The sequence below is a fragment of the Shewanella waksmanii genome (assembly GCF_043643685.1).
Taxonomy (GTDB): Bacteria; Pseudomonadota; Gammaproteobacteria; order Enterobacterales; family Shewanellaceae; genus Shewanella; species Shewanella waksmanii_A.
In genome coordinates this window covers 403,818-424,471 of sequence record NZ_JBHZSN010000003.1, presented here as the reverse complement: position 1 = coordinate 424,471, position 20,654 = coordinate 403,818, and the positions used below count along the sequence as shown (strand labels likewise).

Here is a 20,654-nt window from a genome sequence, read left to right as displayed (position 1 = left end):
TAGAGCAGATGTAAGAAATCGGTATTAAATCTTTGAACTCCACCCAGTTATTACTCGGATGAAAGTGTGATCAATGTCTCATTTGCTTGCTGTTTTTATTCAGAGTGATAGCATTGAAATGAGACTGTTATGTTAAGGAGTTGCTTAACTTTGGACCGAGGCTTGCAACAAACTGAGACAGCACAGCGGCTTAATAAAGTGCGTATTGCAAGGGCTACAGCGCTGCTTTCACCATTGCAACGACACCTGTTTAAGCTCATTCCGCTGTTGTTCCATTATCACCGAACTGGCTACCCAGGCTATAACGGCCCAATGACACCTGCAGGTATTTATGATTATCAGATTGATGAATATACCCAAAAAGCGTGTCGAACTTTAGATCTTGCAGAACCTGTGACCCACTTTGTGCATCAGCCCGCTTTAGAGGGGGTTTACTGTATGGGCAGTACAGCAAGTTTTGGTCAAAATCCTAACAGTGATATTGACGTATGGCTGGTTCATGATCGTTTGCTCAGCCAGCAGGAATGCAATTTATTGCATGAAAAGTCACAGCTCATTTCTAGCTGGTTTTTACAGTACGATTTCGAAGTCAATATTTACTTAGTTCATCCACAACAATTTATTAGTCAGCAACACTCACAGGATAATCAAGCACTATTGGGTGTAGAGCATAGTGGTAGTGCGCAGCACTGGTTGTTGCTTGAAGAGTTCTACCGTAGTCATATTCACTTGGCTGGCAAAGTCGTGGCTTGGTGGCCAGGGGGGAGTGACAGCGACAAATGCTTATATTTAGGCGATATCTCTCAGCTACCGGCAAGCGAGTATTTTGGCGCGTCGCTATGGCAGTTGTACAAAGGACTCGATAAACCCCATAAAGCCTTATTAAAAGTGTTGCTGCTTGAAGCTTATGCAAGTGAATACCCCAACACCAAGTTAGTGAGTGAGCAGGTTTGGCAATATACTGTGGAAGGTAATTTTTCTGCGGCCAACGACAGTTACTTATTGTTGTTTGAAGCCATTGAAGCTTACCTTCTTAAAAAAGGCGATGTGCGCCGACTTGAAGTGGCCAGACGGTGTTTCTATTTGAAGTGTGGTATCCGCTTGACCCAGGCGTCGCAAGCAAAAGACTGGCGCTACTATAAATTGCAAGCAGTCGTGCAACAGTGGCAGTGGTCAGATAGCTTGCTTGAAACTCTAGATGCCTGTGCACAGTGGGACTGCGGCCAGCTGCAATGGTTTAACCAACAGCTTAACGAGCTGATGTTAGGCAGCTATCAGACATTACTGCAATTTGCCTCGACCCATAAGCTCAATGAAAGCCTCAAAATTGCTGATTTGGGTTTGTTAACTCGAAAACTGCACACTTATTTCAGTGATGACTCCCAACAGATCATCAGCCTTAATCGGTTATGGAGCCAGAATATCGCCGAAGCTGACTTAACCTTAGTTTATGGCAAACAAACCAAAACCTACTTTTTGTATCGTTGTAATGGTGAACGCAAAAGTTTTGTTGGCCAACGACCTGTGTATCAATCCCATAGTAAAGCGAAGATATTAGTGTGGGCGACATTAAATGGCGTGGCGCTGGCGAAAACCCATTGGCATGAATACGCCGAAAGTGAGCTGCAAGGAAAACGTTTACAAAATGCTTGTGCGCGATTGGTGGATTTTTTCAATCAAGATAGTTGGCAAGTCTCAAAGTTGGATTTATGCCAGCCTTGGCATTATCGCAAAGTGATTTTCTTACTTAACTTTAATGCAGACCCAACCGAGCAATGGACTGGGCAAGAGATCATGGTCGATTACATGAACGCCAGTGTGTTTTCACTCGGGCGTGATAAGCGCAATCTGTTGCAGTCCATTGATGTGATTTGTCAAAACAGTTGGGGTGAGTGGCACTGTCATCACTTTGAAGGTGATGATGCCATTTTGGTGGCGTTGGAATATATGACACCAGGCATGAAGCGCGCCGGTAAACAGTTGTCGGTTGAAGTCATAAGTTGCTCGAAAAAACTTAAGTCTCAATTTGAACGCAGTGTGCGTAATTTAGCGGCTAGAGCGGTGCGTTTAAGTGAGCAAGCGCAAACATCGTTAACTATGGTGTATCCACTGAAAGTTGGGCACAACACCTATGGGTTATTTTTTAACTCAAAGGGGATGGAATACCAAGATTTGCATGATGCCAAAGCGTTTTACCAGTTGCTGACGAAGCGACAAGTGCTAGCGCTGCCGCGGCCTAATCTCGGCAACGAACCGTTTAGTAAAATTCCTGAGATTATCCAAGATTTTGCCGCCAGAGGTGCGATTCAGTACTTCTTGCGCCAGGGGGACGAAGGCTTAGATGTTTTCATCCTTAATGAAGTGAATGAGTTGGAGCACTATGTGCAGCAGGGCACCAGCATAGAGGACTTAGTCAGCCAAGTAAGCCAATATCATGCGTTTGAAGAGCCTGAAAATGACAGTGAACGATTTAATTTACCGCAGTTTTTCAAATTAGAGCGTGTCGATGGTGAACTGGTGATAATGCCATTTGGTGTCAATGAAGCTGAGGCTCAATGCAGTTTTTAGCATGGATAAGCGCAGATACAGTGTGTTTTAGAGGGTATCTGCGCTTCAGTGTACTGCTAAATGCGGTTTACAGGTCGAGCTTGATGCCGCCTTGGCGATAAATCGACTCTAGTACAAATGGCATAAACTCACCGCCATTACGCTCGTCAATCCACTTTCCATCAACATAGCTGAAGTGATAGCCGCCTTGCAGGGTCGCTACCCATATTTGATGCAGGGGTTCTTGTTTGTTGATGACGATTTTAGATTGGTCTTCAAATTCGAGCTGTAATACATTGCCTGATGCATCGATATCTACATCAGCATCTTGCTCATCAATGGCTAGCTCAATGGCATCATCAATGGCTTTAAACATCTCATCAGCGAGTTGATGATATTGAGAATCTGTCATGGCCATATTTAGGGTCCTTTAACTGCAACGTGAATATAGCGCTAATACTACCATTGTCTTGGTTGGCCTCAATTGATTTTTTATTATCAATTTGGCCGAGATAGTTCATTTTGACCATTTCAACGCTGTTAAAACACTAAATCTGTATTTCTGTAGCAATAAAATTCACTATTCATTGGTATTAGGCCGTTATTTGCTTGACTGCTAGCGCTGGACTCTGCAAACATCAGGGGTTAATCCCTATAACATGATGTGGCTAAACCTGTTGGCGTCACTTTGATCTTTATGCCGGAATTACAGATGTTGAAAAAAATGAGACTGTTTTCGCTGTTATTGCTTGGTAGCCTATTGATCACCGCTTGTGGTCAAAAAGGTGCCCTCTATAAATCGCCTGAAAAACAAGACAATCAAACTGAGCAAGCTCAGTCAGAACAACAAGCAAAATCAGAAGTAGAACAAAGTAATAAGGAATAAAGTCTTGGATTATTTTTTATATCAAAATGGCGAGTTACAAGCGGAAGACTGTAAAGTCGCAGAATTAGCCGCCACCTATGGCACGCCTTTGTATGTTTATTCACGAGCCACACTAGAACGTCATTGGCGCGCTTTTGATAATGCCGTTGCTGATCACCCTCATATGATTTGCTACGCGGTCAAAGCCAACTCAAACATTGCGGTACTCAATGTTCTTGCGCGCTTAGGCAGTGGTTTTGACATCGTCTCCGGCGGTGAGCTTGCTAGAGTGATCCAAGCTGGCGGCGATCCAGCTAAAGTGGTGTTTTCCGGTGTGGGTAAAACCGTTGCCGAAATGGAAATGGCACTTAATGTAGGTATTTACTGTTTCAATGTCGAATCAGCGGCAGAGCTAGAACAACTCAATGACGTCGCAGTTCGCTTAGGTAAAGTCGCGCCAGTGTCATTGCGGGTAAATCCAGATGTTGATGCCGGTACTCACCCTTATATTTCCACGGGTCTGAAAGAAAACAAGTTTGGTATCGCAATGGAAGAAGCTGAGGCTATTTTCTTGCGTGCGCAATCTCTGCCTGGGCTGGCGGTTAAAGGTGCGGATTGTCATATCGGCTCTCAACTAACTGAACTGCAACCGTTTTTAGATGCCATGGACCGTATGCTTGCGCTGATTGACCGTTTAGCGGAGCAAGGAGTTACCATTAGCCATCTCGATGTGGGTGGCGGGCTAGGTGTGCCTTATGATGATGAAGTGCCACCACAGCCGAGCGACTATGCGGCGGCCTTGCTAAGTAAAGTGGCAGACCGAGATTTACAGCTGATTTTTGAGCCTGGCCGCGCCATTGCTGCTAATGCTGGCATCTTTGTGACCCAAGTGCTTTACCTTAAAGAGAATAGTGAGAAAAACTTTGCCTTGGTCGACGGCGCCATGAATGACTTAATTCGACCATCACTTTATAGTGCGTGGCAAAATATTATTGCTGTGAAGCCAAGAGATGAGCCAAGCAGAAATTATGATATTGTGGGACCAGTTTGTGAAACCGGTGACTTTTTAGGTAAAGATAGGCAACTGGCGTTGCAAGCTAATGATTTATTGGCTGTGCGTTCATCGGGCGCTTATGGCTTTACGATGTCATCGAATTACAACTCTAGACCACGCTCGGCTGAAGTTATGGTTGATGGTGAACAACATCACCTTATTCGTGCTCGCGAAACCGTTGAGCAATTATGGCAAGGTGAGCAACTTCTGCCTTAAAAATGTGTGTTTATTTGATGGATGCCATGACTTCTATCGCTTGTTAACTAAGGAAATATCTTGATCCAATTTACCAAAATGCATGGTCTGGGAAATGACTTTATGGTGGTCGATGGTGTGACCCAGAATGTGTTTTTTTCACCTGAGCAAATTAAACGCTTATCGGATAGAAATTTTGGTATTGGCTTTGATCAGCTATTGCTGGTTGAACCGCCTTATGACCCAGATCTTGATTTCCATTATCGTATTTTTAATGCCGATGGCAGTGAAGTAGAACAGTGTGGCAATGGCGCCCGCTGTTTTGCGCGTTTTGTCAAAAACAAAGGCTTAACCAATAAGCACAAGATTCGTGTCAGTACCTCAGCGGGTAAAATGACCTTGCGCCTAGAGCGCGACGGTAATGTGACCGTGAACATGGGCGTACCGATTCTCGATCCCAATCGTATCCCTTTTACGGCTAAACGTCAGGAAAAAACCTATCTGCTGCAGACCAACATTGATGGTGAAGTACAAACTCATCTTTGTGGTGCGGTATCTATGGGTAATCCACATTGTGTGCTTGATGTTGAAGATGTCGCCACTGCCAATGTGGAAGGCATCGGTGCGATTGTGACCCAACATGAGCGTTTCCCTAAAGGGGTGAATGTTGGGTTTATGCAGGTGGTGAACCGCGGCCATATTAAGTTGCGGGTGTATGAGCGCGGCGCAGCGGAAACTTTGGCTTGTGGCAGTGGTGCTTGTGCTGCTGTAGCTGTAGGTTATCTGCAAGGAAAGTTAGATCGACGCGTACGGGTTGATTTACCCGGCGGGTCATTAACCATTAATTGGGATGGTGAAGGCAAACCGTTATGGATGACCGGTCCCGCCGAACAAGTGTATGATGGACAAATATAATAATGAAAGACGCAATGACTAAAAAAACAGACGTCCCATTTGATGAAGTGTTGATTCGAGAGTATCTACTCGATAATCCAGATTTCTTTGCTCGCTACCCCGAACTTTTGCTGGCGATGCGTATTCCCCATGCTGAACGTGGCGCAGTTTCACTGGTTGAACGCAAACAAGAGATGTTGCGTAGCCGGGTGACCCAATTAGAAGAAGAGATCACCTCTTTGCTATCCATGGCCAGTCGCAATGAAGCCATTTACCTGTTTAATACTGAATTGTCGCTAAAGTTATTAGAGGCCCAAGATTTAGGCGAGTTACGCCAGACCTTGTCTGCAAGCCTTAAACAGCAATTCGGCTTTACTCATGTTCGATTAATTACCGTCCACGATATCGACAGTGATTTGTCGCGTATTTGGAGCGAACGTTTGCGTATGGGCTATTACTTTGGGCGTTTAACCCAAGGGGAAGCGAAACGTTTGTTTGGTACCGATGTGGGCTCGGTGGCGTTATCGCGACTATCGAACGATTGCGGCCAGGTGATTTTTGCCATTGCCAGCCAAGATCCGTCACATTTCCATCCTGAGATGGATCACCTATTATTAGATCAGATTAAACAGTTACTTGATCATCTGTTGCCCAAGCTATAACTAGGACCCTCTATGGCGCGAAACTGGATTGAGCAATTTCAATTACACCTCAGTGCTGAGCGCCAATTGTCTTCGCACACCTTACATAACTATTTGTTTGAGTTAGCCAGAGTTGAAGAGCTATTAGGTGGTGATTTAGATTGGCTAACTGTGACCACCTCGCAGTTACAGCAAGTACTCAATAAACTTCACCGTCGTGGCCTTAGCCCACGCTCATTATCGTTATCGGTTTCTGCCATTAAGCAGTTTTATCAGTTTTTATTGTTGGAACAGGTGATTGAAAGTGATCCTGCAGCCAACTTGAGCGCACCGAAGCAGAATAAGTCGTTACCTAAGAACATGGACTTAGATGCGGTTAATCACCTGCTAAATATTGATGCTGAAGATACCTTAGGCAAACGCGATAAAGCCATGATGGAATTGTTTTATTCATCGGGGTTACGACTGGCTGAGTTAGCTGCATTGGATGTGCGGGATATTGATTTTAGTCAGCGACAAGTCAAAGTCATGGGTAAGGGCAGCAAAGAGCGGATTGTGCCGATTGGCCGTGTTGCCATTGACGCGATTGAAGACTGGCTTAACGAAAAACAAGCCATTGTTTGCAGTGATGATGCCTTGTTTGTTACCACTAAAGGTCGACGTCTTGCTCATCGCTCGATTCAAGCGAGAATCAAGCTGTGGGGTCAGCAGCAGGGCTTGAGTGTACCCGTTCACCCGCATAAATTACGCCACTCTTTTGCGACACATATGTTGGAGTCGAGTCAGGATTTACGTGCAGTACAAGAGTTGCTTGGCCATGCAAATCTTTCTACCACCCAAGTGTACACCAGCTTAGACTTTCAACATTTAGCCAAAGTCTATGATGGTGCTCACCCTAGAGCCAAAAAGCGAAGCCGTCGTTAAATGAAGATAAATATTCGCCCCGCCGATATCAGTGCGATCAGTTTTGACTTAGATGACACTCTGTACGATAACCGCGGTTATATTCAGGCTGCCGAGTTAGCCCTGCTGAATTTCTTGGCATTGCAGTTTCCAAAAACCAAAGACTGGCATCGTCAAGATTGGCTTAATCTCAAGCAGCGTTTGCTGCAATCCAAGCCACTACTCGGCCATGATACCACCGCCGCAAGGGTGGCGACTATAGAGCAAGGCTTGCTCATTGCTGGCTATGATAAAGCCCAAGCAGAGCAAGGTGCGCAGCAAGGATTAGCATTATTTCTAGATAAACGCTCTGATTTTACCGTGCCCAGTGAAGTGCTACTGCAATTAAAAGCGCTGCAATGCCAATACCGTTTAATTGGCATAACCAATGGCAATGTCGATGCCAAACACATCGGCCTTGGTGAGGTATTTGAGTTTGTATTGCACCCCGGAAAAGGGATGCGGATGAAGCCTTATCCAGACCTATTTTATAAAGCGTGTCGGCAATTAAAATTAGCCCATAAACAGCTATTACATGTGGGTGATAGTTATCGCGCAGATGTGCAAGGTGCAAGGCGAGCAGGCTGCCAAGTGGCATGGTTAAATCCCGCGGTGGGTCGTGAGCAGGAGCAGTTAGGTGCTGGGCAACTGCCCCATATAGAATTAGACAACATTGAGCAATTATTACAGCTAGGTCAATAAAGGGTTTGATAGTACTGCGCTTTATAACGCTGAGCGATATTGTTCACACTTTGACAAATCTGTATGAAAAAGGCTGGGAAACTTAGCCAGTTTTTCACTTTGGTGGCTCTACTTTATTTCAATAAAGGTGTTATGATGCGATTGAATTAACAAATCATAAGCTTTTTTATGAATTGTTACAGGTTAAGTAGTAGCCCACTCAACGAGTTTACATAGGTAAAAATGGTTCGCGCATTGAGGCGTGGTTTGCAGGCTTTGAGTCATCAAAGTGGCAAGCTAGGTCGATTATTACTGATTTTAGCCCTAACATTGCAATCTGTGGTTGCGATGGCGGACGGCTGTGGATCAGATGAGCATGCAGCGAAGCCAACGAGTGAACTTAGTCTTGATGTCGGTTGTTCGTCAGTGCAGCCCGATGTCAGTAGCCATTCGTGTGAATCTTCCCAAATAGATGATTGCCATGATTGTAACAGCCAGTGTTGTGCCTGCTGTGTTAATTTAGTGCAAACTGTACAGCTACAATTATTACCGCAAATTACTCCCGATACTGAGCCGCTTAGCTTAGCATTTAGTTATACAAACTCGCCGTTTTATTCCTTGTTACGCCCGCCCCAAGCTTAGATTTTTGTTGATTTGAACTCATCTCACTGTGATTGCAGTGTGGTGGTTTTTCCAAAATTCTGTTTGAGGCAATCTCAATGTCTTATGAGTTATCTGTACCTAAAGTACTGCGTTCTTTAGGGCAAGCTTCATTGTTACTCGGCGTTTGTAGCTTTTCCGCTAATGCCCATGCGTCGGCTAACAATGAGGTTGAAGTGCTCTCTTTGGCAACAGCCATAGAGCGAACAATGCAGCAACACCCTAGTTTGCAGGTTTATTCCCTACGCCAGTCTGTGCTCGATGCGGACAGCTATACTGCTGCTCTTTCTCCCGGTTATGAAATTGGATTTGAAGTTGAAAATGTCGCCGGTACTGGCGAGTTCAGTGGCATAGATGGTGCTGAATTTAGTGTGTCTCTGTCATCTGTTATTGAGATGGGGGACAAAGTGGCAGCCCGCGGGGCAGTGGTTAATGAAAAGCGGGCACTGCTAGCTGCCGAGCAAAAGATTGCCGCATTAGCGGTACTTGGCGAAGTGACCCGTCGTTATATCGATGTGATGGCTGCTCAAGCGCAACTTGAACTGGCCGATGAGAGTGTCGCATTGGCCAACAAAACCCTTGAAACTGTGTCAAAGCGAGCGGCTGCGGGGGTAATGCGTGACGCTGATATCAATCGTGCCCAAGCGGCGGTTTATCGTGCCCAGCTGACCCAGCAAAATCAACAACAGCAGTACAATTACAGCTTAATTGCTTTAGCTATGCTTTGGGGCGATAGCCACGCAGAGTTTCAAAAAGTAGAGGGCAGCTTACTGCAGTTTTCTGATGATGTGGCTTTTAATACCCTATTTGAAAAAGTGAAATACAGCCCGGCCATCATGGCGTTCGCCAGTCAATCTCAGTTGAGAGAAGCTGAGTTACGTTATGCCAAAACCCGTTCAAGTGCTGATATCAATTGGTCTGTGGGAGTAAAGCAACATCAGTCGAGTGATGATGTGGCACTCAGCGCTGGCTTTAGCATACCGCTATTTACTGGTGAGCGTAATCAAGGTGCGGTTGACGCTGCCGTTGCTGCCAAAGCCGAAGTGAGTCTTAATCGTGACATTGCGCTATTGGCCCTGCGCAATGAACTTTATCGCGCCTATTCAAGTCGCAAGTTGGCCATTGCTCAAGTGCAGCAATTGCAGCAACAAATCATTCCGACATTAGCCGCGGCCATGGCGGACAGCGAGCTTGCTTATGAGCAAGGTAATTATAGTTATCTCGCTTACCTATCGGCCAGCGAAGAGCTACTTTTCGCTAAGCGTGCCATGCTCGATGCCGCAACTTCTGCGCTACGTTTTGGCGTGGATATCGAGCAACTTATCGCAGAGCCATTACCGGCCACACAACACGCTTCCTCTTCATTTTCTCAAGGGTCTGCACAATGAACTTTAGACTATTAACCACGCGTACTATTTTGTATTCCTCATTGGTTTTCGCTCTTGGCATTACCAGTATTAGTTATGCCTTTGCTGGTGGCGATCACCAACATCAACCAGCACACCAAGATGAACATCACGATGACCACCATGATGATCATGGTGATAAACATGGCGACCACCATGATGATCATGGTGATAAACATGGCGACCACCATGATGACCATGAAGAAGGTCAGGTGCATATCAGTGAAAGCCAAATTGCGGCTTCTGGCATTACACTCGCTAAGCTGCAAGCGGGTGAGTTGGCTAAAACCCTAACACTTTATGGCAAAACCACCCTCGCTGCTGAAAACCAAAGTGTCGTGCGAGCGCGCTTTAGCGGTTTGATCACTCAGCTTGATGTGAAAGTTGGCGATCTAGTCACTAAAGGTCAGGTGATCGCACAAGTCGAATCCAATAGCAGTTTCAAGCGCTTTTCAGTGAATGCACCCATTAGTGGTCAAGTGGTCGCCCGCCATGCGAATGCGGGTGAGAACACCCAAAGCACTGGACTTGTGACTATCGCGAATGAGCAACATTTATGGGCTGAGTTGCAGGCTTTTCCTGGCCAGTTTAGCCAGCTTAGTGCCGGGCAGTCGGTGCGCTTGACTAGCCAAGACGGTCGATACTTTACCGCGGTGATTGATTCAATCATTACGCCTGTTGAGGCCAAGCCATTTACCTTAGCCAGAATTCGACTCGAAAATAGCGATAAACGTTGGCACGCGGGGATGTTGCTTGCAGGTGAGGTGGTATTGAGACAGCAAGCAGTGGCATTGCGACTTGATCGCCGCGCACTGCAGGAAATGGAAGGTCAGCAGGTGGTATTTGTGAAAAATGCCGAAGGCTTTGAAAAGCGTGAAGTGGTGATCGGTGCCAGCGACTCACGTTATGTGGAAGTGCTGTCAGGCCTGGAAGAGGGTGAAGCGTATGCCGTCAAAAAGAGCTTCTTGTTAAAAGCAGATCTTGAAAAGTCATCTGCCGCTCACGTGCATTAAGGAGCCGAGCCATGATTGAATCATTATTACGTCTGTCCATTGACCGGCGCTGGCTAATGATGTGCCTAGGTGTCATCTTAGTGGGCATCGGTTTGTGGAGTTATCAAAAACTACCCATCGACGCCGTACCGGATATCACCAATGTCCAGGTGCAGATCAATACGCGCGCTGATGGCTATTCGCCGTTAGAAACCGAGCAACGTATTACCTATCCCATTGAAAATGCTCTAATGGGAATGCCTAACTTATCTTATACCCGCTCCTTGTCGCGATATGGTTTATCCCAGGTCACCGTGGTGTTTGATGAGGGGACAGATCTTTACTTTGCCCGTAACTTAGTCAATGAGCGCTTAAGTGCCATTGATGGCAGTATTCCAGTGGGATTACAGCCACAAATGGCGCCGTTATCTACCGGGCTCGGTGAGATCTTTATGTACACCATTGAGGCATTGCCCGAGGCGCGTCAGCCTAACGGCGAGCCTTATGACGCGACGGCACTGCGCGAGATCCAAGACTGGATCATTAAGCCGCAACTTGCCCAAGTACAAGGGGTCACAGAGATTAACTCGATAGGGGGGTACGATAAGCAATATCACATTACCCCAGACCCACAGAAAATGTTGGCGTATGAAGTCGCTTTTAACGATATCAAGCAAGCACTAGAAACCAGTAACAGCAACCGGGGCGCTGGCTATATCGAGCGCGGCGGTCAGCAATTAACAGTGCGTTCTGCAGCGCAATTGCAGAGCATTGATGAGATTGAACAGGTTATTGTTAAGTATGTGGGCAATACACCAGTGTCGATTAAGGACGTTGCTGACGTAGCGATTGGCAAAGCGTTAAGAACGGGTGCTGCAACGCGCGATGGCCAAGAAACGGTATTGGGCAGTGCCATGATGCTGGTGGGAGAAAACTCTCGCCAAGTATCACTGGCATTGGCGGACAGATTGGAAGCGGTGAAAGCCTCACTGCCAGAGGGAATCAAAGTTGAGGCGGTGTACGATCGTACTGACTTAGTCGATAAAGCCATTGCTACGGTGCAAAAAAACCTTGTTGAAGGCGCATTGCTAGTGATAGCGGTACTGTTTGTGCTGCTGGGGAATGTGCGCGCTGCCCTTATCACCGCGGCGGTGATCCCGCTGGCGATGCTTGCCACTATGACGGGCATGGTTCAAGCTGGGGTATCGGCCAACTTGATGAGCTTAGGTGCCTTGGATTTTGGCTTAATTGTTGATGGTGCGGTGATCATTGTTGAAAATGCCACTCGCCGGTTAGCGCAAGCACAGGGCGTTCATGGGGTTAATTTGCCACTTAAACAGCGATTACAGGTGGTATTCGAAGCGACCAATGAAGTGATCCGTCCAAGCTTATTTGGGGTGCTAATCATTACTGTGGTCTACATTCCGTTATTTAGTTTAACGGGTGTAGAAGGCAAGATGTTCCATCCAATGGCGGCCACAGTTGTTATGGCGTTATTGGCCGCTTTGGTATTGTCTTTAACATTAGTGCCTGCTGCCGTAGCACTGTTTATGACAGGTAAGATTAACGAGAAAGAAAGTAAAGTCATTACTTTCAGCAAATCTTTATACCAACCTCTATTGTTGCTTGCCCTAAAGCTGCGCTATTTGGTGGTTTTGCTTGCTTCGGCATTGGTGGCGGTGTCAATTTGGTTGGCATCCACGCTAGGTTCGGAGTTTATTCCGCAGCTCAATGAAGAAGACATCTTGTTGCAGGCTATCCGCATCGCCGGTACAGGCATTGATCAGTCCGTTGAAATGCAGCAAGCCTTGGAAGTTGAGATTGCCAAATTTCCACAAGTGAAAAATGTATTCTCTAAAGTCGGGACGCCAGAGGTGGCTAATGATCCTATGCCGCCGAATATTGCTGATACTTTTATCATGCTTAAGCCCAGAGATGAATGGCCCGACCCTCGCCTGAGCCACGAAGCGCTGGCTAAACAGATGATGGTCGCCGTTTCAGCCCAACCTGGCAATAATTTTGAGCTGACTCAACCTATTGAAATGCGCTTTAACGAGCTGATTTCGGGGGTAAGGGCAGATCTAGGTGTCAAAGTGGTGGGCGATGATCTCGATAAGTTACTGCAAACCGCGAATGCCATTCACGAAGTGATTGAGACCATCCCGGGCGCTGCAGATATTCAAGTTGAGCAAGTGACTGGTCTACCCGTTTTATCGATAACGCCTAAGCGACAGCAATTAGCGCAATATGGATTAACGGTGGATGCTCTGCAAGCCTTTGTCTCGACCGCGATTGGTGGGGAAACAGCTGGCACTTTGTATCAAGGCGACCGCCGCTTTAATATGGTAATACGTTTACCTGAGTCAATTCGCCAAGATGTTGAGCGATTACATGAGCTGCCAATTGTGTTACCTAATGGGCAATATGTACCGCTTTCAGAAGTGGCAACCTTAGATATTGCGCCGGCACCAAACCAGATTAGTCGTGAAAACGGTAAGCGACGTATTGTGGTTACCGCTAATGTCCGCGGTCGTGATTTAGGTACCTTTGTCACTGATGTGAAAGCTGCAATCGCCCAGCAAGTTGATGTGCCTGCTGGCTACTGGCTTGAATATGGTGGCACCTTTGAGCAACTTGAGTCAGCCAGTCAAAAACTGACTATCGTGGTGCCTATCACGTTGGCAATAATTTTAGGTTTGTTAGTGATGGCGTTTGGCTCTGTTCGTGATGCGTTGATTATCTTCACTGGCATTCCGTTAGCATTGACTGGCGGTGTGATGGCATTGTGGTTGCGGGATATGCCTCTGTCTATCTCTGCGGCAGTTGGCTTTATTGCTTTGTCCGGTGTGGCTGTATTGAATGGCTTAGTGATGCTTAGCTTTATCAGACAGCGCTTTATTCAAAGTGGCGAGTTACTGCAGTCAATCATTGACGGTGCGATGACCAGATTGCGTCCGGTGTTAATGACAGCGCTGGTGGCAGGGTTAGGTTTTGTGCCGATGGCACTTAATATTGGTACCGGCGCCGAAGTGCAGCGTCCGATCGCCACAGTGGTGATTGGCGGTATTATTTCATCGACGATTTTAACCCTGTTTGTACTCCCCGTACTGTATCAATGGGTACATGGTCGTGATGACAAACTAAGTTAGAGCATCAATTTATGGTGTTACCTGAATAAGCCCCGCTAAACAGTAGGGGCTTTTTCTTTGTATATTTCAATGAGTAGGTGGAGCTTGTTCAGGCTTTTGGTTTTCTATTATCTTTTATTGCTCAATAACGGTTAGCTCACTATGTACGACTTGTTATTAAAAATACAATTTCTATAAGATTGCACCTTGTCTTTTTGATGCTATTTTCGCGCTTTTGGTGTTAACATTTCGTTAGTAGCCTTGATATACCAAGCACTGTTGGGAAGGTATCGGTTGACAAAAAATTGAGTCGAGATGCTTGTTGCTTTTCTTTTAAATTTGTTGTTTTTTCTTTATAATCGCGCTATCTATTTTCTGATTGATTAAGAGATTTTAACGTTGAAAAAGAAGTCCCACGAAAGTATCGCGCAAGCTTTATATCAAGTGCTTTCTGGTTCTTCTCTTGATTGGCAATATTGTTTTCTAGAACGTGGTGGAGATGGCTCCGAAGTTTATCTATCCTCTGAAGAACTTCTGCAAAGATCTTTAAGTCTATCTGAAAATATTTTAGCAACCATACCCAAAGAAAAACCTGTCGTATTAATGATGGAGCATGGGCCTGACTTGATCATTGCTTTGTTGGCTTGCTTTTTTGCTGGCAGAGTTGTTGTTCTTGCACCCTTGCCGCGATTGGGGACAGCCTCTTTACGTTTGAACAATATTTTTGAAGCCATTGATGATGCCGTGATTCTGACACGTGAAGAGTATCTTGGCGCTATTGAACAAATTGTTTCGATTGATTTGTGTTCACTGAGCAACAAAATAGTATGCGTTGACGCTCTAAAAAATCTCGCATTTACGCATAAGCCCAAGGAGTTGCCAGGATTCAGCATAGCGCCAGATTCTACGATAATTATCCAATTCACTTCTGGCTCAACCAGCGCTCCTAAAGGGGTGTTAGTTTCCTCAGAGAATGTGATGGCCAATCAGTTAGAAATGGCAAGTAGGTGGGGCTGTACCCAAGGCAAAACATTTTTAACTTGGTTGCCTATGTACCATGATATGGGACTGTTTGGCATTTTAGAAATGATGCTTAGCGGTATGAAAGTAGTGCAAATGGATCCGCTGCACTTTACGCAGAAACCTCAGCGGTGGCTAAAAGCAATGAGTCGATTTAAAGCGCATTATAGCGGTGGACCTCCTTTTGCCTTTGATTTATGCAATGATTTAGAGCCTGATCGACTGCCTCACAATTTAGATCTTTCACATTGGGAAGTCGCCTTTTGTGGAGCGGATTATGTCCCTTCGGAAACACTACAACGTTTCCGGTCTAAATTTAAGTCATCGAAATTGAGTCCCAATTCGGTTATTCCTGTTTATGGTCTTGCAGAAGCAACAGTGTATGTTGCTGGTCAGCCTAGCTCTAGTGGGCATACTTTGGCGGTACATCAAAGCAATTATACAGAAGGCTGCTATTTAGGAGATGAAGATAAGCCTAGCATTGTGATTCTCAAACCTAGTAGCAAACAAAAGCTTGAAGATGGAGAGGTTGGTGAAATTTGCCTATATGGGGAGTCAGTCTTTGGGGGCTACTACAATGAACCTTCTTCAAATCACGGTGGTTTTTTACGCACCGGAGACCTTGGGGTCATAGAGGGTAATTGGCTATTCATAATCGGGCGTATAAAGGACGTTATTATTAGTCATGGTCAAACTATTTCACCTAGCACTATCGAGCAGGTTGCTGCTCTTGCGCATGAACAACTTAATCCTTCAGCCGCCGCCGCATTTCAGACCGTGAATAATACAGACGCAGTATTCTTGTTGATCGAGATTAAGAGTTCCGTAAAACGTAGGGGAATAAATCAAGTTGAGTTGTGTTCAAAAATAAGACAGCTAGTTACGCAGCGAACAGGTGTCGCCCTCGCCAAGGTTCAAATCCTTAAGCGTGGGCAGTTAATGAGAACAACCAGCGGTAAAATTAAAAGGAAGGCTGTCGCTACTCAATTTGAAAATCATCATATATTCAAGGAAGTTGAAAATGTTGACAATTACTAGCTTTGAATCTACTCGTAAAGTGCTGTGTTCTAAAGATGAATTTGGACCACCATCGATGCTTGAATATATCGAGCTTTTAGAAAAAGAAGCTAATATAGATTTTTATCAGCTTAAGAGGTATTTAAAATCATTACTTCCATTTATGTATGGTGACGAACACCTTAATATTAGAAAGTTAGTTAACAGGTATTTTTCCGTTTCAGCGGTAAGAAAGTGGCATTTTAAGATTATAGGTATAATTGAAAGTCGTTTGGCTATGATCGAACCCGATAGATCTTATGATTTTATTAAAGATGTTGCAGACCCGCTCTATATGGATTTTGTTGAGGAGTTATTTGGTATCGATTTGCCTGATAGGGAAAAGTTTATTAGCCAGGTTAGCATTGCTACTAAGTCAGTAGAGAGGATGGTATCTATATCGCTGTTAGTAAAGTTACAGGACACACTTGTTGATTTAGACAAACTATTGTCAGAAAAAAAAGAAGATGGTTTGTTTAGTGAAATTACAAATAATGTTGATGGAAAGTTAGGAATTGATGAAACCAGCTCGGTGTTGTTAGCTTTATTGATTGGTGCTCGAGTTACAACTGAGACAATAGCTCATATTGTTCTTTCCTATAGTCAAATTGAACAGGAAGAACGGAAAAAATATACCTCTCATGGCTGGGTTACGGAACATATTAACGACTTGGTTAGGCTGAATGCTTCTACGAACATTTTGTCAAAGGAAGCAAAGAGAGATCTTGTTATTGATGGTTGCCCCATTGCCAAAGGGCAACAGGTTTTGATCGATATTCCATCTGTGAATCGAGATCCATGTCACTATGGTGAGCAGGTTAGCTTAGATGCGATAGGTGGAGAAGCGAATAAAACAAAGCATCTTACGTTTGGTGGGGGGGCGCACATCTGTATTGGTGCTGAATTAGCTAGGGATATTATTCGTGAGTTTATTCCAAGGTTATTTGGTAGGTTCTCATCAGTATCCTGTGATGAAAAGAATATTAGTTATTGTGACGACAAGATTGCTAATCGTATAAAGACTTTTCCGGTGGTCTTTAATTAGATAATTTCACTGTTTAAAGTGTGTTTTTAAGTTAGTAAGTGCATATTTATTTTTTAATTTTAAGCTTTGGGTGGTTGTTACAGTAGAGCTTTTGGGGTTTTATAGTGAGTAATAAAGACGATGTATACTGTAATAATAAAGTTGAGTTTGCTACTGAAGCTATTGTTGTTAGTGACAATGAACTGGCAACAAAGGTGTTAAGGAGTAATTCCTTTAAGGTTGTTGACTTACATGGTTATTTAAATGAGTTAAGTGAGGCTTCTGGGTTTAGTTTTAAACGGTTGTTGCAGTTTGTTTCTTTATCGCCTTTCTTTAATGAAGGAAAAGAGCATAAGGATTTAAGAAGAATCATCTCATTGCCATTTTCTAAAGATAACCTTGATCATTGGAAGATATATTTCGATGAAGAACTGGAATGCTTAAATAATACTGTTGCTCAATATGAAAAATTAGACCTTGTCGAGTATAATTTTCGTTTAGCCAGTAAGTTAATCAGACCTTTAGTATTAGGGCTGACCAAAGGGCTACCAGATGATTTTGAAAGAAGATTATATAACTTTCAAAAACTAGTTGAGCCATTACTCTCTATACGGGAATTACTTCATTTAGAGAGTGAAATTGAGTATTTATTCTCTCATATGAGTTATGCAATAAAATCTGTAGATACATTTATTCCAAATAGTCTGCCTGATTTATTAGGTACTGATTTTAGTGAGATAATGTCAGAAGAGGAGATGGTTATATTATTACTGGTTGTTTATGGCGCCAAGTCACCTCTTATTCAGACATTGAGTAACATATTTTTGAATGTTATTGGTGATAAAACTTCATCCGGTAAAGCTGATAAAGCACCTGATAGTGATAAGTTTACTGATGAAATTAATAGTATGATATTTAGATCCGCGGCCTTGTTACACATACACCGTGTAGCGACAGAGCCCTTTGAATGTGAGGGGCTTTCCGTAGCAAAAGGTGACTATATCTTGTTAAGAACTCGTAGCCCATTTTCATCTAATTGCCCCTCGCAAAAAGGGCTCGGTTTTGGTTATCAAAATCATTATTGTTCTGGAGCTTTGGTAGCCAAAACTATTATCTCTAGAGCGTTACCAGCTTTACTTGAGCGATTTCCCAATATGGCAGTTGAGTCATTCAGTTACGACTCTAGTATTCATACTGCGCAAGCACCATCGAGTTTAAAAGTTAAATTACGCTAGTAAGGTACTTGTGTTCCGAGTGTGAAAGGGGCATTGCTAAAAGCTTCATTCATTATTTTGAGTGAAGTTGGGCATATTTTTTACTTTAGAAAAATTATTTATAACCAAACAATTTAAAAACAGAGGGATGTACTTAATGAGTCAATTAAGGGTGTCAGAAGACAGTATTACTCAATTTGTGTTGGAAAAACTTGCTATACGCACGGCAATCCCATTAAAGGATCTAACCGAAGACACGCTATTTTCCGATATTGGAGTCGACTCATTAAAAGCAGTACTGATTTGTGGTTACCTTGAAGATGAGTACGAGTTAGAGATAGATCCGTCACTTATGTTTAAGCATCAATCCGCTAAGCAGGTTGCTAAGGCATTGATTGAACTTATGCAAGGTGACGGAAAGTGAGCCAGTATTTTATTGGACTGTCTACATCAGGCCACGATCCTGCTTTTTCAATTGCGGATTCTAATGGACGAATTATTTTTGCAGAAGCGAGTGAACGCTTTTTACAAGTTAAAAGAGCCTGGGGGAGTGCGCCTGATCATACTGACCATGTTGTACCAGTTATAGAGAAAATTATAGAGGCTGATTCTGAAGCGACTTTTGTCATTTCTACTAGTTGGACGCGCGTGAAACAAGATCTTACCGGAGATGGTGGAAGCGTCATTGCATCTCCCTTCTCTGGGATTATTTCTCCTAAAATTGGGCGTTGGATGATGGGGATCCAAGCGCAGATCCATACGAATAGTGGTCATAATATACTTTCTTTGTTCGAGGAGAGAGTAACTGCCCAACCTATGCATTTTGATCATCACCAATGCCATGCCGTCAATGCTGTTTACACTGCCCCGTTTGAAGATGGGCTTGTGTTGGTTGTTGATGGAGAGGGGGAAGTGGGTTCTATTAGTCTTTTTCGAATGAAAGATCGAATGTTAAAGCGGCTTTGGAGATCTTGGGGGCCTGGAAGCTTGGGTACGTTTTATTGTTGGCTAACTTCACTTTGTGGCTTTAACTGGGTCGCTGGTGAGGAATGGAAGGTTATGGGCTTAGCCGCTTATGGCACTCCAAACTTAGATTTAGCTGAGCAACTAAGTGATATTTTAGCAATCGAAGATGGTCGGCCAGTATTTGCAGAGCATGAGGTTGTTGCAAAAGTAGAGTCTACTTTACAACCGTTTCAGAGGAGTGCTAATGAGCCAGTAGAAAGTGCAGCAAACCTTGCAGCGACTGGGCAACTAGTTTATCAGCGATATATGAACAGTATTATTTCCAGTTTGCAAAAATATGATGAGGAGAACCTAGTCTTATCGGGTGGTTGTGCTTTGAATTCTTCTTACAATGGTTATTTGGTCGCTAAATCGCTATTTAAGCAAATTCATGTTCCCCCTGCTCCAGCGGATGATGGTAATGCGATTGGTGCTGCTTTATTAGCCTGGGCTAAGGTCTCCGGTAATAAAGAGATATCAAAAGCACAAGGTGCATGTTATTTAGGAAGCTTTCCAGATAGGAAAGCGATCACAAATACAGTTAACTATAGTGGTTGGAACTCAATTTCGTTAGTAAATGGTTCACCTAAGCTCATCGCTGAAGAATTGGCGAAAGGCAAAATTATAGGAGTTTTCCGTGGTGCGGCTGAATTCGGCCCACGAGCTCTAGGTCACCGTTCTATTCTAGCTGATCCAAGATCAGGCACAATGAAAGATACAATTAATTTGAAAGTTAAAGGCCGCGAAGCTTATCGTCCATTTGCGCCAATGATTTTAGAAGAGCATCAAAGTGCTTGGTTTGAAGTTGATCAGTATTCACCTTATATGTCTTTTGCGCTTCCTTTTCGCAAAGACAAGGCACACTTGGTCCCCGCTGTAGTACATGCCGATGGTACTGGGCGTGCGCAAACTATTAGTCAACCTATAGATCCCTGGCTTTATGAGTTAGTGTCCGAATTTTTCAAACTAACTGGAGTCCCTATCTTACTCAATACTAGTTTCAATGTAATGGGAAAACCGATTGTGCATTCAGTACAAGATGCCGTCTCTGTATTTGGTACTTCAGGTTTAGATGGTTTGTTATTAGAGGATGTCTATTTTTCAAAATAATAAAATTGATGACTTTATTAGCTAGTCACTGAATATTCCCATTATTAATGGGAGAGTATAAGAGCATAGGTCGACCGAGGTTTATGATTTTTGTTTTACTTATAGATATTTTTTATATTGCGATTTTGGTATAGGTCGGTTTTGATTTGTATAGTGACAGTGTGAGTTTTTTTGTTTTTAAAGTGTTATTAATACGGTTTTAGTTTTCTTGAACATTGGT

17 protein-coding genes are annotated in these 20,654 nt (G+C 44.0%); 16 read left to right on the top strand and 1 reads right to left on the bottom strand.

What is annotated here, in order from left to right:
• Nucleotides 1-129: 129 nt before the first annotated feature.
• Nucleotides 130-2,568 carry a class I adenylate cyclase gene (locus ACHUFW_RS06840; protein ID WP_394201691.1) on the top strand — a complete coding sequence of 813 codons (2,439 nt, stop codon included), beginning with the start codon at nt 130-132 and terminating at the stop codon, nt 2,566-2,568.
• Nucleotides 2,569-2,635: 67 nt separating this feature from the next.
• Here ACHUFW_RS06840 and cyaY read toward each other — a convergent pair whose 3' ends face one another.
• Complete coding sequence (gene cyaY / locus ACHUFW_RS06835; RefSeq protein ID WP_394201689.1) at nt 2,636-2,965, bottom strand: iron donor protein CyaY; 330 nt, start codon at nt 2,963-2,965, stop codon at nt 2,636-2,638.
• A 294-nt stretch (nt 2,966-3,259) separates the two neighbouring features.
• Between cyaY and lptM the strand changes: the two genes are divergently transcribed.
• The 15 genes from lptM to ACHUFW_RS06760 all read left to right on the top strand — a co-directional run bounded on the left by lptM (nt 3,260) and on the right by ACHUFW_RS06760 (nt 20,434).
• Nucleotides 3,260-3,433, top strand: coding sequence for an LPS translocon maturation chaperone LptM (gene lptM, locus ACHUFW_RS06830; RefSeq protein WP_394201687.1), 174 nt, complete (start codon nt 3,260-3,262; stop codon nt 3,431-3,433).
• Nucleotides 3,434-3,437: 4 nt separating this feature from the next.
• Complete coding sequence (gene lysA, locus ACHUFW_RS06825) at nt 3,438-4,682, top strand: diaminopimelate decarboxylase (RefSeq protein ID WP_394201685.1); 1,245 nt, start codon at nt 3,438-3,440, stop codon at nt 4,680-4,682.
• Between the two features lie 60 nt (nt 4,683-4,742).
• Complete coding sequence (dapF, locus tag ACHUFW_RS06820; protein WP_394201683.1) at nt 4,743-5,576, top strand: diaminopimelate epimerase; 834 nt, start codon at nt 4,743-4,745, stop codon at nt 5,574-5,576.
• Between the two features lie 14 nt (nt 5,577-5,590).
• The gene (locus ACHUFW_RS06815) at nt 5,591-6,217 is read left to right on the top strand and encodes a DUF484 family protein (RefSeq protein WP_394201681.1); all 627 of its coding nucleotides are present in this window, start codon (nt 5,591-5,593) and stop codon (nt 6,215-6,217) included.
• A gap of 12 nt (nt 6,218-6,229) precedes the next feature.
• Nucleotides 6,230-7,120 carry a tyrosine recombinase XerC gene (gene xerC / locus ACHUFW_RS06810; protein ID WP_394201680.1) on the top strand — a complete coding sequence of 297 codons (891 nt, stop codon included), beginning with the start codon at nt 6,230-6,232 and terminating at the stop codon, nt 7,118-7,120.
• Nucleotides 7,121-7,840 carry an HAD-IA family hydrolase gene (locus ACHUFW_RS06805; RefSeq protein ID WP_394201678.1) on the top strand — a complete coding sequence of 240 codons (720 nt, stop codon included), beginning with the start codon at nt 7,121-7,123 and terminating at the stop codon, nt 7,838-7,840.
• Between the two features lie 222 nt (nt 7,841-8,062).
• Nucleotides 8,063-8,461: a hypothetical protein gene (locus ACHUFW_RS06800; RefSeq protein WP_394201676.1), complete on the top strand. Its 399-nt coding sequence runs from the start codon at nt 8,063-8,065 to the stop codon at nt 8,459-8,461.
• A 77-nt stretch (nt 8,462-8,538) separates the two neighbouring features.
• Complete coding sequence (locus tag ACHUFW_RS06795; RefSeq protein ID WP_394201674.1) at nt 8,539-9,867, top strand: TolC family protein; 1,329 nt, start codon at nt 8,539-8,541, stop codon at nt 9,865-9,867.
• The gene (locus ACHUFW_RS06790) at nt 9,864-10,898 is read left to right on the top strand and encodes an efflux RND transporter periplasmic adaptor subunit (RefSeq protein WP_394201672.1); all 1,035 of its coding nucleotides are present in this window, start codon (nt 9,864-9,866) and stop codon (nt 10,896-10,898) included. Before ACHUFW_RS06795 ends, ACHUFW_RS06790 begins: the two co-directional genes overlap by 4 nt.
• An 11-nt stretch (nt 10,899-10,909) precedes the next feature.
• The gene (locus ACHUFW_RS06785) at nt 10,910-14,026 is read left to right on the top strand and encodes an efflux RND transporter permease subunit (RefSeq protein WP_394201670.1); all 3,117 of its coding nucleotides are present in this window, start codon (nt 10,910-10,912) and stop codon (nt 14,024-14,026) included.
• Between the two features lie 378 nt (nt 14,027-14,404).
• Nucleotides 14,405-16,063: an AMP-binding protein gene (locus ACHUFW_RS06780; RefSeq protein ID WP_394201668.1), complete on the top strand. Its 1,659-nt coding sequence runs from the start codon at nt 14,405-14,407 to the stop codon at nt 16,061-16,063.
• A complete protein-coding gene (locus ACHUFW_RS06775; protein ID WP_394201666.1) occupies nt 16,047-17,126 on the top strand; it encodes a cytochrome P450 in 1,080 nt (359 codons plus the stop codon). The genes ACHUFW_RS06780 and ACHUFW_RS06775 overlap by 17 nt, the downstream gene beginning before the upstream one ends.
• Before the next feature lie 104 nt (nt 17,127-17,230).
• Nucleotides 17,231-18,340, top strand: a complete 1,110-nt coding sequence (locus ACHUFW_RS06770) for a cytochrome P450 family protein (protein ID WP_394201664.1) — start codon at nt 17,231-17,233, stop codon at nt 18,338-18,340.
• A gap of 136 nt (nt 18,341-18,476) precedes the next feature.
• Complete coding sequence (locus ACHUFW_RS06765; RefSeq protein ID WP_394201662.1) at nt 18,477-18,743, top strand: acyl carrier protein; 267 nt, start codon at nt 18,477-18,479, stop codon at nt 18,741-18,743.
• On the top strand, nt 18,740-20,434 hold the full coding sequence (locus tag ACHUFW_RS06760; protein ID WP_394201660.1) for a carbamoyltransferase family protein: 1,695 nt from the start codon (nt 18,740-18,742) through the stop codon (nt 20,432-20,434). Before ACHUFW_RS06765 ends, ACHUFW_RS06760 begins: the two co-directional genes overlap by 4 nt.
• Nucleotides 20,435-20,654 lie beyond the last annotated feature (220 nt).

What these genes read in the sequence shown, in the direction of transcription:
- ACHUFW_RS06840 (WP_394201691.1), top strand. Translation starts at nt 130, where the DNA reads ATGTTAAGGAGTTGCTTAACTTTGGACCGAGGCTTGCAACAAACTGAG.
- cyaY (WP_394201689.1), bottom strand. Translation starts at nt 2,965, where the DNA reads ATGGCCATGACAGATTCTCAATATCATCAACTCGCTGATGAGATGTTT.
- lptM (WP_394201687.1), top strand. Translation starts at nt 3,260, where the DNA reads ATGTTGAAAAAAATGAGACTGTTTTCGCTGTTATTGCTTGGTAGCCTA.
- ACHUFW_RS06815 (WP_394201681.1), top strand. Translation starts at nt 5,591, where the DNA reads ATGACTAAAAAAACAGACGTCCCATTTGATGAAGTGTTGATTCGAGAG.
- xerC (WP_394201680.1), top strand. Translation starts at nt 6,230, where the DNA reads ATGGCGCGAAACTGGATTGAGCAATTTCAATTACACCTCAGTGCTGAG.
- ACHUFW_RS06805 (WP_394201678.1), top strand. Translation starts at nt 7,121, where the DNA reads ATGAAGATAAATATTCGCCCCGCCGATATCAGTGCGATCAGTTTTGAC.
- ACHUFW_RS06800 (WP_394201676.1), top strand. Translation starts at nt 8,063, where the DNA reads ATGGTTCGCGCATTGAGGCGTGGTTTGCAGGCTTTGAGTCATCAAAGT.
- ACHUFW_RS06795 (WP_394201674.1), top strand. Translation starts at nt 8,539, where the DNA reads ATGTCTTATGAGTTATCTGTACCTAAAGTACTGCGTTCTTTAGGGCAA.
- ACHUFW_RS06790 (WP_394201672.1), top strand. Translation starts at nt 9,864, where the DNA reads ATGAACTTTAGACTATTAACCACGCGTACTATTTTGTATTCCTCATTG.
- ACHUFW_RS06785 (WP_394201670.1), top strand. Translation starts at nt 10,910, where the DNA reads ATGATTGAATCATTATTACGTCTGTCCATTGACCGGCGCTGGCTAATG.
- ACHUFW_RS06775 (WP_394201666.1), top strand. Translation starts at nt 16,047, where the DNA reads ATGTTGACAATTACTAGCTTTGAATCTACTCGTAAAGTGCTGTGTTCT.
- ACHUFW_RS06765 (WP_394201662.1), top strand. Translation starts at nt 18,477, where the DNA reads ATGAGTCAATTAAGGGTGTCAGAAGACAGTATTACTCAATTTGTGTTG.